The organism is Vibrio halioticoli NBRC 102217 (assembly GCF_000496695.1).
GTDB classification, from domain to species: Bacteria; Pseudomonadota; Gammaproteobacteria; order Enterobacterales; family Vibrionaceae; genus Vibrio; species Vibrio halioticoli.
This window is the reverse complement of sequence record NZ_BAUJ01000082.1, coordinates 1-17,824: the sequence shown is the minus strand read 5'-3', so window position 1 is coordinate 17,824 and position 17,824 is coordinate 1. Positions and strand designations below refer to the sequence as shown.

General features: G+C 42.9%; 12 protein-coding genes. 6 read left to right on the top strand and 6 right to left on the bottom strand.

Annotated features, from left to right (window positions below; translation table 11 throughout):
• Positions 1 to 667 (bottom strand): fumarylacetoacetate hydrolase family protein (locus VHA01S_RS17010; protein ID WP_023405579.1); only part of this gene is annotated, 667 nt, incomplete at its 3' end.
• A 241-nt stretch (positions 668 to 908) separates the two neighbouring features.
• The gene (locus VHA01S_RS17005; protein WP_023405578.1) at positions 909 to 1,460 is read right to left on the bottom strand and encodes a single-stranded DNA-binding protein; all 552 of its coding nucleotides are present in this window, start codon (positions 1,458 to 1,460) and stop codon (positions 909 to 911) included.
• A 285-nt stretch (positions 1,461 to 1,745) separates the two neighbouring features.
• Between VHA01S_RS17005 and VHA01S_RS17000 the strand changes: the two genes are divergently transcribed.
• From VHA01S_RS17000 to VHA01S_RS16985, 4 genes are all read left to right on the top strand, one after another.
• Positions 1,746 to 2,381, top strand: coding sequence for a LuxR C-terminal-related transcriptional regulator (locus VHA01S_RS17000; protein WP_023405577.1), 636 nt, complete (start codon positions 1,746 to 1,748; stop codon positions 2,379 to 2,381).
• Between the two features lie 107 nt (positions 2,382 to 2,488).
• On the top strand, positions 2,489 to 3,367 hold the full coding sequence (gene galU / locus VHA01S_RS16995) for a UTP--glucose-1-phosphate uridylyltransferase GalU (RefSeq protein ID WP_021714323.1): 879 nt from the start codon (positions 2,489 to 2,491) through the stop codon (positions 3,365 to 3,367).
• A gap of 126 nt (positions 3,368 to 3,493) precedes the next feature.
• Positions 3,494 to 6,319, top strand: coding sequence for an excinuclease ABC subunit UvrA (uvrA, locus tag VHA01S_RS16990; protein ID WP_021714322.1), 2,826 nt, complete (start codon positions 3,494 to 3,496; stop codon positions 6,317 to 6,319).
• Between the two features lie 18 nt (positions 6,320 to 6,337).
• Positions 6,338 to 8,107 carry a PglL family O-oligosaccharyltransferase gene (locus VHA01S_RS16985; RefSeq protein WP_023405576.1) on the top strand — a complete coding sequence of 590 codons (1,770 nt, stop codon included), beginning with the start codon at positions 6,338 to 6,340 and terminating at the stop codon, positions 8,105 to 8,107.
• Between the two features lie 28 nt (positions 8,108 to 8,135).
• Here VHA01S_RS16985 and VHA01S_RS16980 read toward each other — a convergent pair whose 3' ends face one another.
• Positions 8,136 to 9,245, bottom strand: coding sequence for a pyridoxal-phosphate-dependent aminotransferase family protein (locus VHA01S_RS16980; RefSeq protein WP_023405575.1), 1,110 nt, complete (start codon positions 9,243 to 9,245; stop codon positions 8,136 to 8,138).
• 275 nt (positions 9,246 to 9,520) lie between these two features.
• On the opposite strand from VHA01S_RS16980, the gene lysC reads away from it, so the two are divergent.
• Entirely contained in the window at positions 9,521 to 10,873 is a 1,353-nt protein-coding gene (gene lysC / locus VHA01S_RS16975) for a lysine-sensitive aspartokinase 3 (protein ID WP_023405574.1), read from the top strand.
• A 75-nt stretch (positions 10,874 to 10,948) separates the two neighbouring features.
• Here the strand turns inward: lysC and metH are convergent, their stop codons facing one another.
• Positions 10,949 to 14,617, bottom strand: coding sequence for a methionine synthase (gene metH / locus VHA01S_RS16970; RefSeq protein ID WP_023405573.1), 3,669 nt, complete (start codon positions 14,615 to 14,617; stop codon positions 10,949 to 10,951).
• Between the two features lie 184 nt (positions 14,618 to 14,801).
• On the opposite strand from metH, the gene VHA01S_RS16965 reads away from it, so the two are divergent.
• Positions 14,802 to 16,100: a cation:proton antiporter gene (locus VHA01S_RS16965; protein WP_023405572.1), complete on the top strand. Its 1,299-nt coding sequence runs from the start codon at positions 14,802 to 14,804 to the stop codon at positions 16,098 to 16,100.
• Between the two features lie 72 nt (positions 16,101 to 16,172).
• Here VHA01S_RS16965 and metA read toward each other — a convergent pair whose 3' ends face one another.
• Positions 16,173 to 17,114 (bottom strand): homoserine O-acetyltransferase MetA, encoded by a 942-nt coding sequence (gene metA, locus VHA01S_RS16960; RefSeq protein WP_023405571.1) that lies wholly within the window; start codon positions 17,112 to 17,114, stop codon positions 16,173 to 16,175.
• A gap of 97 nt (positions 17,115 to 17,211) precedes the next feature.
• Positions 17,212 to 17,754 carry a hypothetical protein gene (locus VHA01S_RS16955; protein WP_023405570.1) on the bottom strand — a complete coding sequence of 181 codons (543 nt, stop codon included), beginning with the start codon at positions 17,752 to 17,754 and terminating at the stop codon, positions 17,212 to 17,214.
• Positions 17,755 to 17,824: the final 70 nt, after the last annotated feature.

Sequence of the window (17,824 nt, the reverse complement as noted above, 5' to 3'; positions counted from 1 at the left end):
AATAACTCACCACCTTCTCTGGGCTATGAATCATATTTTTGGTGCTTTCTTGTTGGACTATTTCCCCATTTAAACGAGTAGTTAGCAGTACATCGTTAAAATTGACACCTCGAGTCATAGTTGCAGCTATTGGACCAAACCCATCACTCGCTTTCGCCCGCATCCATTGTAGGTCTTGACCTTGCCAACTACGCTCAGTTAAATCGTTTCCTACTGTCACGCCCCAGATATAATTTTTAGCTTCATCTATCGAAACATTTTTCGCTGTTTTTCCAATAATAAGCACCAACTCCCCTTCAAAATGCAGATTTGTCGCCCCTTTAGGAACGAGTACCGGATCGCCAGAAAGAATCAAAGAAGAAGGTAATTTTAAGAATAATGGCGGAGGTGCAGAGGATGGAGAGCTGAGGTGACTGGCAAAATTCATCCCTACCGCAAAGACTTTCTCTGGGGTAGTTGGTAATTTCATCTTGATTTCGGCTATCGGTAGAGCGTTTTCTGAGGTTTTATATCGAGTAAAAATATCACCCTCAATAGGATAAACCTTATCATTCTCTAGCTTTCCATACTGAGTAATACCTTGATACTCAAAACGTATAAAATTCTCAGTATTCGCAAAGGAAGTTGTTGAAAATATAATTAAAAAAAGTACGCCTATCCATTTCATCTTTATCACTCCTTCTAAATATTTAAGCATAGGAGATGTTTGATAAAGTGCAGTTACTTCTTAAGGGCTCACTTAGGGGGTCAGCAGTTACGGGGTCAGGTCTTGAATTTTGCAATAATATGATGATTACTATCCATATTGATTTACTCCTTTATCAGACAATAAAAAACCCAGCATTTTTGCCGGGTTTTCTGTATTCAAAGCTCTAGTTTTGTATATAAAGCCTAATCTCAGGTAATGGTTAGAACGGAATGTCGTCGTCAAAATCCATTGGTGGCTCATTATACTGCTGAGGAGCCTGCTGTGGCTTCTGCTGTTGCGGTTGTTGCTGTGCAGGTTGGTGAACTTGAGGTTGTTGAGGCTGACCCCATCCACCTTGCTGTTGACCTTGTTGCTGACCGCCATATTGGCCACCTTGGTTTTGGCTTTGACCACCACCTTGACGAGAACCTAGCAGTTGCATCTGACCTGTTGGCCACTGCACTACTACTTCTGTTGTGTAGCGATCTTGACCAGATTGGTCCTGCCACTTACGTGTTTGCAATTGGCCTTCGATATAAACTTGTGAACCTTTTTTCAAGTACTCACCAGCAATCTCAGCGGTTTTACCAAACAAAACAACACGGTGCCATTCTGTTTTTTCACGTTGTTCGCCACTGGCTTTATCACGCCAAGTTTCTGAAGTCGCAATTGTAATATTTGCAATTGCATTGCCATTTGCGGCGAAACGAACCTCAGGATCCTGCCCCAAGTTACCCATAATAATTACTTTGTTGACGCCACGGCTAGCCATGTATCACTCCATTTACTTTTTATTTGCGCTAATACGCCAAGCATAACACGCCTAACGGACTACTTAAATCACTAGAAAGTGTAATAGAGAGACTGCCCTATAGATAACATCTATACAAAAGCAGAAACACTTATTTGCATTTTTTTCGACTTATTACGCAATTTTATGCAACAAAACACATGAAACAGGACTTTTTATTGAATATAATCGCAAAAAGTTAGTGTCGAGTTTCTCAAATTGGAAAGATATAAAAGAAACTGACCGTAGTTAACAGGGAGGAAAAGTATGTATTTTGATGGAATAAATTCTCAGCTTTTTTTGCATGAGAGCGGCGGGTTTAGTGACGAGGTAATTCAACAATTACAAGAGAAATCAAAGCTAACCCTGTACCCTCTAGAAGAATGGCACATGAGCTACAAGCCTAGCTTAACACCGATTATTTTTGTGGATTACAACGACCCGACATTTGACCCTGCAGACTTCGAAAACCCAAGTACACCAGGGAAACATATCAATATGGTCATTACTCAAGCACCGTTGCAACTAAAAACAGCCGACTTACTTAAATATGGACGTTTGCGCGGGGTTTTCTATAAACAACAATCCTTTGATGACATTGTGCAAGGTTTGCAAGCGTTAAGCCAAGGACGCTCATGGCTAAGTAAAGCGGTCAACGAGCAGTTGATCTCTTATTATCAATCCGTGCTGGTTCGCTATGCGCCACCACATACCATTGACTTAACTCGACGAGAAATGGAAGTTCTGGAAGCATTAAGAATAGGTAAATCCAACTTTGGCTTAGCTGAACAATTATTCATTAGTGAACACACTATAAAGTCTCATTTATATAAGATTTTCCGCAAAATTAAGGTAAAAAACCGAGAAGAAGCAGTACTGTGGGCACATCATTTTCTGCCATAGAGCAATAAAATTGCAGATTTAACCTAAGTGTATTTTATATCGCCTAATTCTAATGATAGAGTTAGGCAAAACTATTTAATTATAATGACTCAGTTAGGTTACCCCTCATGATTAAAAAATGCCTTTTTCCTGCAGCAGGTTACGGGACTCGCTTCCTACCCGCGACCAAATCAATGCCAAAAGAAATGATGCCTGTCGTTAATAAACCTCTTATTGAATACGGTGTTGAAGAAGCTATTCAAGCAGGTATGGATGCAATGTGTATTGTGACAGGCCGTGGCAAACACTCAATCATGGATCACTTTGATAAGAACTATGAACTTGAGCATCAAATTCAAGGCACCAATAAAGAAGAATTACTCGTAGACATTCGCAATGTCATTGAGTCAGCCAACTTTACCTACATTCGCCAACGCGAAATGAAAGGCTTAGGTCATGCAATTCTAACCGGGCGTGAACTAGTCGGTGATGAACCTTTTGCAGTCGTTCTTGCGGATGACCTATGTGTCAATGAAGAACAAGGCGTTCTAGCGCAAATGGCAGCGCTTTATAAGCAGTTCCGTTGCTCTATTGTGGCTGTGCAAGAAGTGCCAGAAGATGAAACACACAAGTATGGTGTGATCAAAGGTGAAATGATCAAAGACGACATCATTCGCGTTGATGATATGGTAGAAAAACCAGAAGCTGGGACAGCACCGAGCAACCTAGCCATTATTGGTCGTTATATTCTAACTCCAGATATCTTTGATCTTATTGAAGAGACAGAACCAGGCAAAGGCGGTGAAATTCAAATCACTGATGCCCTGCTTAAACAAGCTAAAGCAGGTTGTGTGCTTGCCTACAAATTTAAAGGCACTCGTTTTGATTGCGGTAGCGTAGAAGGCTATATCGAAGCCACTAACTACTGCTTTGAAAACATCTATCTAAAAGATAAAAAAGCCACTGAACTTGGCAAAAAATCGACATTAAAAGAACCTATCAAGTAAAACGATAGCCACTCTAAATCTTAAAAACAGTGACCCAGTGTCACTGTTTTTTTATCCAGTATTTATTTGCAGTCGTTTAAAGCTATGTAATACTTGGCAGATGATTATGTAATTGAGCAGGATTAGATGGATACTATCGACGTTCGTGGTGCTAGAACTCACAACCTTAAAAACATCAACCTCACTATTCCAAGAGATAAACTGACGGTTATTACTGGCCTATCCGGTTCTGGTAAGTCGTCGTTGGCTTTTGATACTTTATATGCCGAGGGTCAGCGTCGCTATGTTGAGTCTCTATCAGCCTATGCCCGCCAATTTTTATCTTTGATGGAAAAGCCAGATGTTGACCATATTGAAGGTCTGTCACCTGCTATTTCAATAGAACAAAAATCAACCTCTCATAACCCCCGTTCAACAGTGGGTACAATTACCGAAGTGTATGATTACCTTCGTTTATTGTATGCCCGTGTTGGCGAACCTCGTTGTCCTGAGCATAAAGAGCCTCTATCCGCGCAAACCATTACTCAAATGGTCGACAAAGTGCTTGAGTTGCCAGAAGGCTCAAAAATGATGTTGCTGGCTCCGATAGTTAAAGAGCGCAAAGGGGAACACGTTAAAACCTTCCAGAATCTCGCTTCACAAGGCTTTATTCGTGCGCGTATTGATGGTGATATTTGCGATCTTTCCGATCCACCGACGTTAGAATTACATAAAAAACACACCATTGAAGTTGTCGTCGATCGCTTCAAGGTGCGTAGCGATCTCCAGCAGCGCCTTGCTGAATCCTTTGAGACCACTTTAGAGCTCTCTGGCGGGATCGCCGTCGTCGCCTCTATGGATAAAGGCGACCAAGAAGAGATCATCTTCTCTGCCAATTTTGCTTGTCCACGCTGTGGTTATAGCATGCAGGAATTAGAACCAAGACTGTTCTCTTTCAACAACCCTGCAGGGGCTTGTCATACTTGTGACGGGCTTGGGGTGCAGCAATATTTTGATGAAAGCCGAGTGGTTTTAGATGGCAATCTAAGCATTGCCGAGGGAGCAATCAAAGGCTGGGATCAAAAGAACTATTATTATTTCCAAATGCTAGGCGCACTGGCTGAGCACTATGATTTTGACTTGTATGCACCTTTTAAATCTCTGCCGAAGAAGATCAGAGAGATCATATTAAAAGGCTCGGGGCGTACCGAGATCGAATTTAAATACATCAATGATCGTGGTGATATTCGAGTTAAGACGCATCCATTTGAAGGTATTCTTAATACACTAGAACGTCGCTATCACGATACTGAATCCAATTCTGTGCGTGAAGATCTCGCCAAATATATCTCGACTCGTTCTTGCACCAGTTGTGATGGCACTCGATTACGACAAGAAGCGCGTAACGTGTTTGTAGACGATACGCCATTGCCTAGCATTGTTGAGATGAGCATTAGCGAAGCATTAGACTTCTTTAAAAACATGAATCTCGAAGGGCAAAAAGCGCAAATAGCCGATAAGATCATGAAAGAGATCAACGATCGCTTAAGCTTTCTGGTTAATGTTGGCCTTAACTATCTCAACCTTTCTCGCAGTGCTGAAACCCTATCTGGTGGTGAAGCGCAGCGTATCCGTTTGGCCAGCCAAATTGGCGCAGGTTTAGTCGGTGTAATGTATGTATTGGATGAACCTTCCATTGGCCTGCACCAAAGAGACAATGAGCGCTTACTTGGCACCCTTACCCATTTGCGAGATCTTGGAAATACCGTTCTTGTGGTAGAACATGACGAAGATGCCATTCGAACTGCCGACCATATTATTGATATAGGCCCCGGTGCCGGTGTACATGGCGGACATGTCGTTGCAGAAGGGACTTATGACGATATCATCAACAACCCTGATTCACTGACCGGACAATACCTAAACGGCACCAAAGAAATCGCGATTCCGAAAAAGCGAACTCCTGTCGATAAAGAGAAATTGATCGTGCTAAAAGGCGCGTCCGGCAACAATTTAAAAACCGTTGATCTGACCATTCCTTGTGGACTATTTACTTGTGTCACTGGAGTATCAGGTTCGGGTAAATCAACCTTAATTAATGACACCTTCTTTAAAATCGCACATAGAGAACTCAACGGCGCAACCACCAGCAATCCAAGCGCTTACGACACAGTAGATGGCTTACAGCATTTTGATAAAGTGATCGATATTGACCAAAGCCCTATCGGTCGTACCCCAAGATCAAACCCTGCCACTTACACCGGAATCTTCACACCGATTCGTGAGTTATTTGCCGGCACTCAAGAGTCTCGTTCTCGCGGTTATAAACCAGGTAGATTTAGCTTTAATGTACGAGGTGGCCGCTGTGAAGCGTGCCAAGGCGATGGTGTAATCAAAGTTGAAATGCACTTCCTACCAGACGTTTATGTACCTTGTGACTCTTGTAAAGGCAAACGCTACAATCGTGAAACCCTAGAAGTTAAATACAAAGGTAAGTCCATTGATGAAGTGCTGAATATGACGGTGGAAGATGCGCATGCTTTCTTTGAACCTGTACCTGTCATCGCCAGAAAGCTAAAAACTTTAATTGATGTGGGGCTTTCGTATATTCGTTTAGGACAAGCGGCAACGACGCTATCAGGCGGTGAAGCGCAGCGTGTGAAACTAGCCCGAGAATTATCTAAGCGTGATACCGGAAAAACCTTGTATATTCTGGATGAACCTACCACTGGATTGCACTTTCATGATATACAACAGTTACTTACTGTTTTACATCGCCTGCGCGATCACGGTAATACAGTAGTAGTTATCGAGCACAACCTTGATGTGATAAAAACCGCAGACTGGATTGTCGATCTTGGCCCTGAAGGGGGGCAAGGTGGTGGCGAAATTGTCGCAACCGGTACACCAGAGCAAGTAGCAAAAGTAAAAGGCTCGCATACCGCTCACTTTTTAAAGCCTATGCTTAAATAACAACAAAGGACGCAACCAATGGCAACCCTGTTAACTACAGGTACATTACTTGAAAAAAAGACTCCTAAAGTACCGTTTAACAGGCGTTTTCTGCTGTTTATGGGGATTGTCTTCCTCATCGCGACCCACTTCTTCTCCCCCAACCCAGGGGGAGCAGGTTTAGCACTCTCTTTTAATCCTCCAGTATGGGCATTTTTGAGTATTGCACTTGGTATTGCCATGTATCAAACCGCCAATAATCGCGCCATCAAATACTCAAAAATGACCGTGGCTCTGTTTATCAGCTGTTTGTTGATGACCTTGCCCGTACTATTACCCAATGCCAATGTTGAGATTGTACTGCCAAGGTTAATGGGATTATGGGCCGGCTTTTTTCTGTTCCTATCTTTTCAGCAATTTCGATTTAGTAATGAAGAAAAGCAGCGACTGCTGTGGTTTATTTTATTTTCGGTTGCCATTGAAGCACTATTTGGTTGGGTGCAATACACATTACTGTCACCGGGTAATCCATTTGGTTACGACACACTTAGAAATCGTCCTTATGGCATCTTTCAGCAACCTAATGTCATGGCTAGCTTCTTAGCCACAGGACTGGTGCTTTCTGGATACCTACTCGCAAGACAGCCTCACGACAAATACTTAAAGTGGCGACAAAAAATCTCCTTTTTATATGCCATTCCGCTACTTACAATCCCTTTATTAGTGGTGCTGGCTTCTAGAACCGGTTGGCTAGGTGCCATCATTGCAGTTGCTATGGTCTCGCCTTATCTGTATCGCTTTGCCCTGCGCTCACGAGCCATCATTTGGTCTGCAGCAGTTTTGATTGGACTCGCTATTGGTGTCGGCTTGACCTTCTCGGGGGGCAGCCAGTCATTAATCAGCCAAAAAGCCGACTTAGAAAGTGCACGTGCTTATACCTTCCCTCAGGGGATCGATATGATTATCGAACGCCCTATTTCAGGTTATGGCTACGGTAAATTTGAATCGGCTTATATTGTCTATACCGCAAGACAGCACCAAATAAATCCTGACTACCCTGCCGGTTTACCTTCAATGGATCATCCACACAACGAGCTACTGATGTGGGGAATTGAAGGAGGCATATTACCTTTAATCGGAATATTTCTGGCGATGGGATTTGTGCTATACCGCTTGTATATGGTCAGGCAGGGTACTCGTGTTGGCATCTTGGCACTCTTCATACCGATAGTGCTACACACACAATTAGAATACCCCTTCTATCACTCTGCTATCCATTGGGTATCATTTATTATCTTGCTGTATTGGGTCGATCAACGCACCGCACGTTATCGTCCACAAAGCTTTGGCCGCATAAGTAAAATGTTTCTACGCAGTGCCAGTTTGATATTACCTATATTAACCTGCGTCTACATGGTGACAGCGCTACAGACCAATTATGTTCTAACTCAATTTGAACATTCTAAGCCTAAAAACCCAGATATCTTAGACAGAGTAACAAACCCAATTGCATGGAAAGATCGTTACGAATGGGATATTAACAGCACCTTGTTAAACATCGGTATTGCCACCAATCAAAAACAGCATATTCAAACCTACGTTGATTGGTCACTCCCGTTTATAAAAGACAAGCCACGCCCTGCGCTATACAAAAACTTAATACTGGCGTATTTAGCTCTAGACCAACAGCAGATGGCGAATGCTATTCGTAGTGAAGCGGAGTTTTTATTCCCTAAAGTGGACTTTAGCACTGTATCGTTACAGAGAATTAAAGTCAGTAAGGCGCAACCTACCACCAGCGACGAGTAATCCCTCACTGGTGGTTTAGCTCTCTTAGTTACAACACTTCTTTAAGTGCCTGCAAGCAAAGTGCGACATTTTCCTTGCGGGCGCCATAGCCCATCAAACCGATGCGCCATGCTTTTCCAGCTAAATCTCCCAGCCCCGCGCCAATTTCCAGATTGTACTCATTCAATAGGCGTTGACGCACAGCGCCATCATCGACCCCTTCTGGAATATAAATCGCATTTAATTGTGGCAATCGATATTGCTCATCCACTACAAATTGAATACCCAGCTCAGATAACCCTTGTTTCAATATTTGATGAGCATCGGCATGACGTTGCCACGCTTGCTGCAACCCTTCTTCTTTTAATAGCAATAAGGATTCGTGCAGCGCATACAAGCTATTAACTGGCGCTGTATGATGGTAAGCACGTTTACCTGCGCCGCTCCAATACCCAAGCACTAAGCTTTGATCTAAGAACCAGCTTTGTACTGGGTGAGTTCTCGATTCAATTTTTGCTAGTGCTTTCTCTGAAAAGGTCAAAGGAGACAATCCCGGAGTACAAGATAAGCATTTTTGGCTACCCGAATACACCGCATCCAACTGCCATTCATCAACCAATAGCGGCACGCCGCCTAGCGAAGTGACGGCATCAACAATCACCAGCATGTCTTGCTCTTTTGCTATCTTTGACAATGCTTGCGCGTCACTTAGAGCACCGGTTGATGTTTCGGCGTGCACAAACGCAACCGCTACCGCGTCAGGATGTTCAGCAACAGCACTGGCCAATTTAGTCGCTGATACCGGTGTGCCCCATTCATCGTCCACCACAACTGCAATACCACCACAACGCTCTACATTTTGTCGCATTCGTTCGCCAAACACACCATTGCGGCAAACAATCACCTTCTCTCCCGGTTCAATAAGGTTTACAAAACACGCTTCCATCCCTGCACTGCCCGGCGCTGAAATCGCGATGGTAAATTCATTCTCGGTCTGGAAGGCATATTTTAGTAGCGATTTAAGCTCATCCATCATGCCGATAAACAAAGGATCTAAATGTCCAATAGTTGGACGTGACAATGCTTGTAATACTTGAGGGTAAATATCTGAAGGACCAGGACCAAGTAGAGTTCGTTTAGGAGGATTGAAGCTGCGCATAGTAAAGCCTTAATTTTAAATAAGAATAAATAGCTTATTGCATAAAAAATCAGCGTCAATAAACAAAGCTCAGAAGTATGCGGTAGGTAAAAAAGCCAAGATCGGGATTAAGATATTGACATAATTTATACAAACCAGTTCAATGAAGAGAAGAGATAAATACCTCAGGGCAAGCTCTTATTATCAAATGTGTGATTAATAAAACGCATTTGAATCTCATACTGTTAACTCAGTATGGGTATTTGCACATTCTAAAGGACTAATGGAGAGATACAGTGAGCGCAATTAACGTTGCTAAATTTGGTGGCACCAGTGTGGCAAACTTCGAGGCGATGAGCCGATGTGTGACTATTGTAGAAAACAACCCTCAAACTAAACTGGTTGTCATCAGCGCCTGCTCTGGCGTAACCAATATTTTAGTTGAGCTTGCGAATGGTGTTACAGAACAAACCAAACGCGAACAACTTCTACAAACGTTAGTTGATATTCACTTCTCGATTATCAATCAGTTAAAACACCCAGAAAAAATCAACAATGAAATCAATGAAATACTGACCAAGATCTCTCAGTGTGCTGAAAGAGCGGTGAGTGAGCCGAGCGAACAACTCACTGACCAATTGGTCTCTTGTGGCGAGCTAATGTCGACGCATATCCTGTGTCAGTTAATGTGCGAAAAAGGCCACAATGCACAACGCTTTGATATCCGTACGGTAATGAAAACCACATCGGTATTTGGTAATGCTGAACCTCTACTGGATGAAATTAGTATTGCCGTACAAACGCACCTAGCGCCACTTTGCAAAGAGTCGATTGTCGTGACTCAAGGCTTTATTGGTTCAGACCTTAATAATAAAACCACGACTCTAGGTCGTGGCGGTAGTGACTATAGTGCCGCTCTTATTGCTGAAGCTATTTCAGCCTCTGGATTGGAAATTTGGACTGACGTACCGGGCATTTATACCACTGACCCACGTATTGCGCCGCAAGCGCATCCAATTAAAGAAATCAGTTTTGCTGAAGCATCAGAAATGGCCAATTTTGGTGCCAAGATCTTACACCCATCCACTCTAGTACCGGCGTTAAGACACAAAATTCCTGTGTTCGTTGGTTCTTCAAAAGAGCCTCAACTAGGCGGAACTTGGGTTAAGCAAGAAGTCGAAAGCGCACCACTATTTAGAGCGGTGACACTGCGTGGTAATCAAACCATGATCACTTTAAAAAGCCTAAATATGTTCCAAGCCAGTGGCTTCTTAGCCAAAGTATTTACCATACTGGCGCAACATAAAGTCTCGGTTGATCTGATTACCACTTCAGAGATCAGTGTGTCACTGACTCTTGACCATACCAACACTCAAGGTGGCTCACCTAAACTGCCACCAGCGGCTCAACAAGAACTGGAAAAACTCTGTTCTGTGGTTGTTGAACATAACCTGAGTCTTGTGGCGCTTATTGGTAACGAGATGGGACAAGCCAAAGGTGCGGCGAAGCAAATTTTTGGTACACTAGAAGATTACAATCTACGTATGATCTGTTACGGCGCAAGTTGCCATAACCTGTGTTTCTTGCTGCATGAGTCTTATGCACGTAACGCAGTGCAGCACTTACATAGAGAACTGTTTGAAGGCTAATGCTTGAAAGCTAGTTAAGTGGATAACGAACTATAAAAAATGGGGCTATTTAGCCCCATTTTTGTTGTTTACTTGCTAGTTGTTCAGGTTTGGACCTAACCACTTCTCAGCCTCTAACCACTCCCAACCTTTACGCTCGGCATAGTCTTTAGCTTGATCTTCTTGGATCTGTGCAATCGCAAAGAAACGACTGTCAGGATGAGAGAAATACCAACCTGAAACAGAAGCTCCCGGCCACATGGCGTAACTGGTCGTTAGCGACATACCAATACGCTCTTCAACCTGCATTAAATCCCACAAAGGGCCTTTCTCTGTATGTTCAGGACATGCAGGATAACCCGGCGCAGGACGAATACCTTGATACTTTTCACGAATAAGATCATCGTTACTCAATTGCTCATCAGGGCTGTATCCCCAAATTTTAGTACGCACTTCTTGATGTAGGTATTCTGCAAATGCTTCTGCTAAACGGTCAGCCACAGCTTGAATCATGATGGCATTATAATCATCACCAGCAGCTTTATAATTATCCGCCAGTTCACGCTCACCAATGCCACCGGTCACCGCAAACGCACCTACCCAGTCTTTTACTCCACTCTCTTTCGGAGCAATATAGTCACTCAAACAGTAGTTAAATCCTTTCGGTTTTTTGGTTTGCTGACGAAGGTGACACAAGGTTTTAGCCACAGTAGTACGAGACTCGTCGGTATAGACTTCAATATCATCACCCACACTATTGGCAGGGAATAATTGACAGATACCATTGGCTTTTAGCAGACCTTCTCGCTCCACTCTATCCAATAAATCATTGGCATCTTTAAACAAACGACGAGCTTCTTCGCCTACTTCTTCATGATCGAGAATGGCAGGGTATTTACCCATCAATGTCCAAGTCATAAAGAAAGGAGTCCAGTCGATATATTCACGTAACACCGACACGCTCATATCTTTAAGGATAACAGGCTCTAATTGCTTAGGAGCAGGAGGAACATAAGACGACCAATCAATATCAACCTTATTTTCACGAGCTTTTGCGATTGTAGTTGGCGCAGTCTTGGGACGCTTTCTCGCATGTTGGTCACGAACACGTTCGTAATCCAAATCCAATTTTTCGATAAATGCAGGTTTCAACTGATCAGACAATAATGCAGAACAGACACCCACCGCACGAGAAGCGTTGTTTACGTATACCACAGGCTCAGAGTAGTTTTGTTCAATCTTCACCGCGGTATGCGCTTTAGAGGTGGTTGCGCCACCAATCAGTAGTGGCAGTTTAAACCCTTGGCGCTCCATCTCTTTGGCTACGTATACCATCTCATCTAATGATGGCGTGATAAGCCCAGAGAGACCGATAATATCGACGTTTTCTTCTTTGGCGACCTTCAAGATTTTATCACAAGGCACCATTACCCCAAGATCGATGATCTCGTAGTTATTACACTGCAGTACTACGCCAACAATGTTTTTACCGATATCGTGAACATCACCTTTAACGGTGGCTAATAGTATTTTACCGTTGGTTTGACCGACTTCTTTAAGTGCATCGATAAACGGTTCTAAGTGACCGACAGCTTGCTTCATTACACGAGCGGATTTTACAACCTGAGGTAAGAACATCTTACCTTCACCAAATAAGTCACCGACGACGTTCATGCCATCCATTAGAGGGCCTTCAATCACCTCCAGTGGTCTACTTGCTTTAAGTCGCGCCTCTTCTGTATCTTCAATAATAAATTCAGTGATGCCTTTAACCAGCGCATGCTCAAGGCGTTTTTCAACTGGCCAGCCTCGCCATTCTAGCGCCGTACCATCATCTTTAGGTCCAACACCGTTTTCACGGTATTCATCCGCAATATCAAGCAATCGTTCAGTACCATCCGGACGACGGTTAAGAACAACGTCTTCTACCGCTTCACGCAGTTTATCTGGAACGTTATCGTAAACCTCCAGCTGACCTGCGTTTACAATACCCATATCCATACCGTTCTTGAAACAGTGGTATAGGAATACCGCATGGATAGCTTCACGTACGTAGTTGTTACCACGGAAAGAGAAGGAAACGTTAGACACCCCTCCCGAAATCATCGCATGAGGAAGCGTACGCTTAATATCGGCAACCGCTTCGATAAAGTCGACCGCATAGTTATTGTGCTCATCAATGCCGGTTGCTACCGCAAAGATATTGGGGTCAAAAATAATGTCTTCAGCAGGGAAGCCAACTTCATCAACCAAAATATTGTAGGCATTGGTACAAATCTCGACTTTACGCTCGCGAGTATCGGCTTGGCCTACTTCGTCGAAAGCCATCACGATAACCGCAGCGCCATAGCGACGAATCAGCTTAGCTTGAGCGACAAATTTTTCTTTGCCTTCCTTCATAGAGATTGAGTTCACAATCCCTTTGCCCTGAATACATTTTAGACCGGCTTCGATAACCTCCCATTTAGAGGAATCGACCATGATAGGCACTTTAGAAATTTCAGGTTCTGATGCACAAAGATTCAAGAAGCGAACCATACAGGCTTCAGCGTCAAGCATCCCTTCATCCATATTGATATCGATGATCTGAGCGCCGTTTTCTACCTGCTGACGAGCCACATCTAACGCTTCTTCATAAAGCTCTTCTCTTATTAGACGTTTGAAGCGAGCGGAACCGGTAACGTTGGTTCGTTCACCAACGTTCATAAACAGTGATTCTTTTTCTATAGATAGCGGTTCTAAACCAGATAAGCGACAAGCTGGTTTGATATCAGGCAGTGCGCGAGGAGTCGCTTTTTCTACGGCGTCTGCCATCGCTCGAATGTGCTCTGGCGTAGTACCACAACAGCCACCAACAAGGTTAAGAAATCCTGAATCAGCCCATTCTTGAATATGCTCTGCCATATCTTCAGCAGAAAGATCGTATTCACCAAAGGCATTCGGTAAACCGGCATTCGGGTGAACCGATACAAAAGTTTCTGAAATGCGAGAAAGCTCTTCCACATACGGGCGAAGCTCATCTGGGCCTAATGCACAGTTCAAACCAAAAGAAATTGGATTTACGTGACGCAGAGAGTTATAAAACGCTTCCGTTGTTTGTCCTGAAAGGGTACGTCCGGAGGCATCGGTAATAGTACCGGAGATCATCACTGGCAATGTCTGGCCAATTTCATCAAATACGGTTTCAACAGCAAAGGCACACGCTTTGGCATTGAGGGTATCAAAGATGGTTTCGATAAGAATAAGGTCTGAGCCACCTTTGATTAACGCTAAAGTAGATTCTTTATAAGCGATAACCAACTCATCAAAGCTCACATTACGAAAGCCTGGATCGTTAACATCTGGAGAGATAGAACAAGTTCGGTTAGTTGGGCCTAAAACACCCGCTACATATCTAGGTCGATGTGGCGTCTTTTTCGTCCATTCGTCTGCAGCTTCACGAGCCAGTTTTGCGGCCACATAGTTAATTTCTTCACTCAACTCCTCCATATCGTAGTCCGCCATGGCAATGGTGGTCGAGTTGAAGGTGTTCGTTTCTAGAATATCCGCGCCGGCTTCTAGATAGTCACTGTGGATCTGCTTAATCAACTGTGGTTGAGACAGAACAAGTAAGTCATTATTCCCTTTTAAATCACAATGCCAATTGGCAAAACGAGCGCCCCGATAGTCTTCTTCTTCTAATTTCAGGTTTTGGATCATGGTGCCCATACCACCATCGATCAAAAGAATATGCTTCTTTAATTGCGCTTCGATCTGTTCTCTCATACTGCATCCTGCTCAGACTTACTATTACTAACTTATTAATATCATCCTATCACAGAAAAATTAGATTCCTAGACGTCTAAAGCATGCATATTAACGCTATGATGCAGTAGTAAAGGTAGTTTTATTTGATATCACTATTAATTTGTCTCACAGTATTGAGACTTGCGAAACATAGGAGAAAGGAATGGACGCCTACCATACGCTATCTTTTTTAGCTGCCGGCGCGGTATTTATCGCATTTATAAACAGCAAAATAGGGAAGATGCAAACCACGATAGCCATCACCGCGGGTGCGATGTTGCTTTCGTTAGCGCTTATCATTGCAGGTCAAGCGGGATGGTTTAAGTTATCCCATGTAGCCCGAGAAACTATCGCATCGATAAATTTCGAAGACTTCCTGTTAAAAGGAATCCTAGGCTTTCTGCTCTTTGCGGGCGGTTTAGGTATTCAACTTAACCATTTAAAAGATCAAAAATGGGAAATCTCGTTTCTGGCGTTAGCCGCTACCTTGTTTTCCACTTTTGCAATTGGGTTTTCTTTACACGCTATCTTTGCCTTAATCGGCTTTAATTTAGATATTATTTATTGTTTGTTATTTGGGGCACTCATCTCCCCTACCGATCCAATCGCGGTACTGGCTATCGTAAAGAAGTTACAAGCCCCTACGCGTATTTCGACGCAAATAGAGGGGGAGTCACTGTTCAATGATGGCTTCGGTTTAGTCATATTTGTTACCCTTTATAGCATTGCCTTTGGTAACGATGCTCCTACATTGAACTCTGTTTCAATTTTATTCCTACAAGAAGCCATTGGTGGTATTGCCTATGGTTTTGTTCTAGGTCTTATATTCCATAAACTCATCAGCTTAACCGACGATCATTCAATGGAACTACTATTGACTCTAATCGTTCCTTCCGCTGGATATGCACTCGCTGAACTGTTGGGCGTATCCGGTCCACTATCTATGGTGGTATCAGGGATCATAATTGGTAACTGGACTCGAAAATCTGGTTTTACCGAAGAGAGCCATCGTCATTTAGACCACTTTTGGGAGTTGATTGATGAGTTTTTAAATGGGGTGTTATTCCTGCTTATCGGTATGTCGATGTTGTTGTTTGAGTTTCACAAAGAAGACTGGCTGATGATGGTCGTGGCTATCCCACTGGTATTAATTGTTCGCTACATCAGCATTAAGCTGTCATATGCCTGCTTTAAGCAATTTAGATACTACAATCCAATGTCTGTGAAAATTCTTACGTGGGGTGGACTAAGAGGCGGATTAGCACTAGCAATGGCGTTATCAATACCCGCTGGGATTATGGTAATCCCTGAGAAAAATATCGATGTCAAAGAGGTCATTATTGTTATGACCTATGCGGTAGTAATGTTCTCTATTTTGGTGCAAGGGATGACAATCACACCATTGATCGAAAAGGCTAAACGCTTAGAGCCAGCTGCTACAGAAGAAAGCGACAGTAAATAACAACCTTCCCTCCAAATACACAAAAGGCATACTTAACAAGGTATGCCTTTTTATTTTTGACTAAACCTATATCTATTCGTCGATAGTAAAGTTCTTCTCTGAGAACTTATCCAAATCATAAGGCGTCTGCTGGTAAACACAGTAATTAAGCCAGTTACTAAATAATAAATGTCCGTGACTACGCCATGTAGCATGTGGGTCATTGCTGGGATCATCATCAGGATAGTAGTTTACTGGGATTTGCGGATCCATGCCTTCGCCACAGTCTCGAACATACTCAGTATGAAGGGTGTGTGACTCATACTCAGGATGTCCTGTCACAAATACATTACGCTTATCTTGTGTCGCAGCTAAATAGACTCCAGCCTCTTTAGAGGTGGCTAAAATATCTAAGTCTGTATTCTCTGCTAGATAATCAGATGAAAAGTCAGCATAACGAGAGTGAGGCGCTAAGAAGCAATCGTCAAAACCTCTTAATAACGGATGGTACGCATTGTGCGTCTCATGGCTGTATACGCCCGATAGTTTTTCTTTACGTGTTCTTTTAGGTAAGTCATAGAGCAGCTTTAACCCTGCTTGTGCGGCCCAGCACACATACAAGGTTGAAGTAACGTGCTCTTTTGCCCAAGACATAATGGTTTTGAGGTGATCCCAGTAGAATACATCCTCAAACTGAACTAAACCTAATGGCGCGCCTGTAATGATAAGCCCATCGAAGTTACGCTCTTTAACCGCTTCAAATTGTCGATAGAAGTTATCTAAATGCTCTGTTGGGGTGTTTCTGCTCGGTCTGTTATCGATGCGAAGTAACTCAATATCAACCTGTAGCGGACTATTCGATAGTAGACGTAAAAACTGGGTTTCAGTCTCTATTTTCTTTGGCATCAGATTTAAGATCAGTACGCGCAATGGACGAATCATTTGCGTCGATGCACGAGTTTCTGACATAACAAAGATGCTTTCGCCTCTGAGTATATCTGTTGCAGGTAATTGATCGGGAACTCGAATAGGCAAAACTTAACTCCTCTAAGCATCTAGACGTCTATACGTTTCTACATTTAGACTACTGCAATATAGGGGAGGTGTCGAGTACGAATATGCAATCTAAGAGTTAATCACGTGACCACTGATACTCAGAAGGTTGCCCAAGTTGTTCAAAGTACTGCGAATGTAGTTGTTTGAATTGATCTTTCTTAATATCAGCAATATTCCACTCCGCAAAATCAATACTTAATTTATGACCATCATAATCGATAGTTGCGCTGTTCAAATGAGAAGTTACCACACTAAAGATCATCTCATTACTACCTTTGCAGTTAAACGTAACTGTTTGAACTGGCTTTTGGTTAAGTTGTAATTGCCCTTGTTTCGAGTCAGAACAGGTTTGGAAGCGCGCGAGATGCAATACCAACTTATTATTCATAGTGGTATACACAGAGACTTCTGTGGAGGGAAATAAATAGACTTTACGCAACAGTAATTGATGAGTGTCACTGGTACGGGCTATCTGTACACCGCTATTTATAAGAGGAAAACCAAGCCACTGCCAGTCATAGCCTTTGTCTTTATAAGTGAGTAAGCCAAACAAGCTAGCAAAGGCAACTAAAGAACAAATAGAAAATAAAAGGACGACTAATATAAATAACTTTTTCATCGATTTAGATAACCATTTATTTCTTAAATATGATTAAAGAATACCATCAAAGAGAAGAGTTGATGAAATA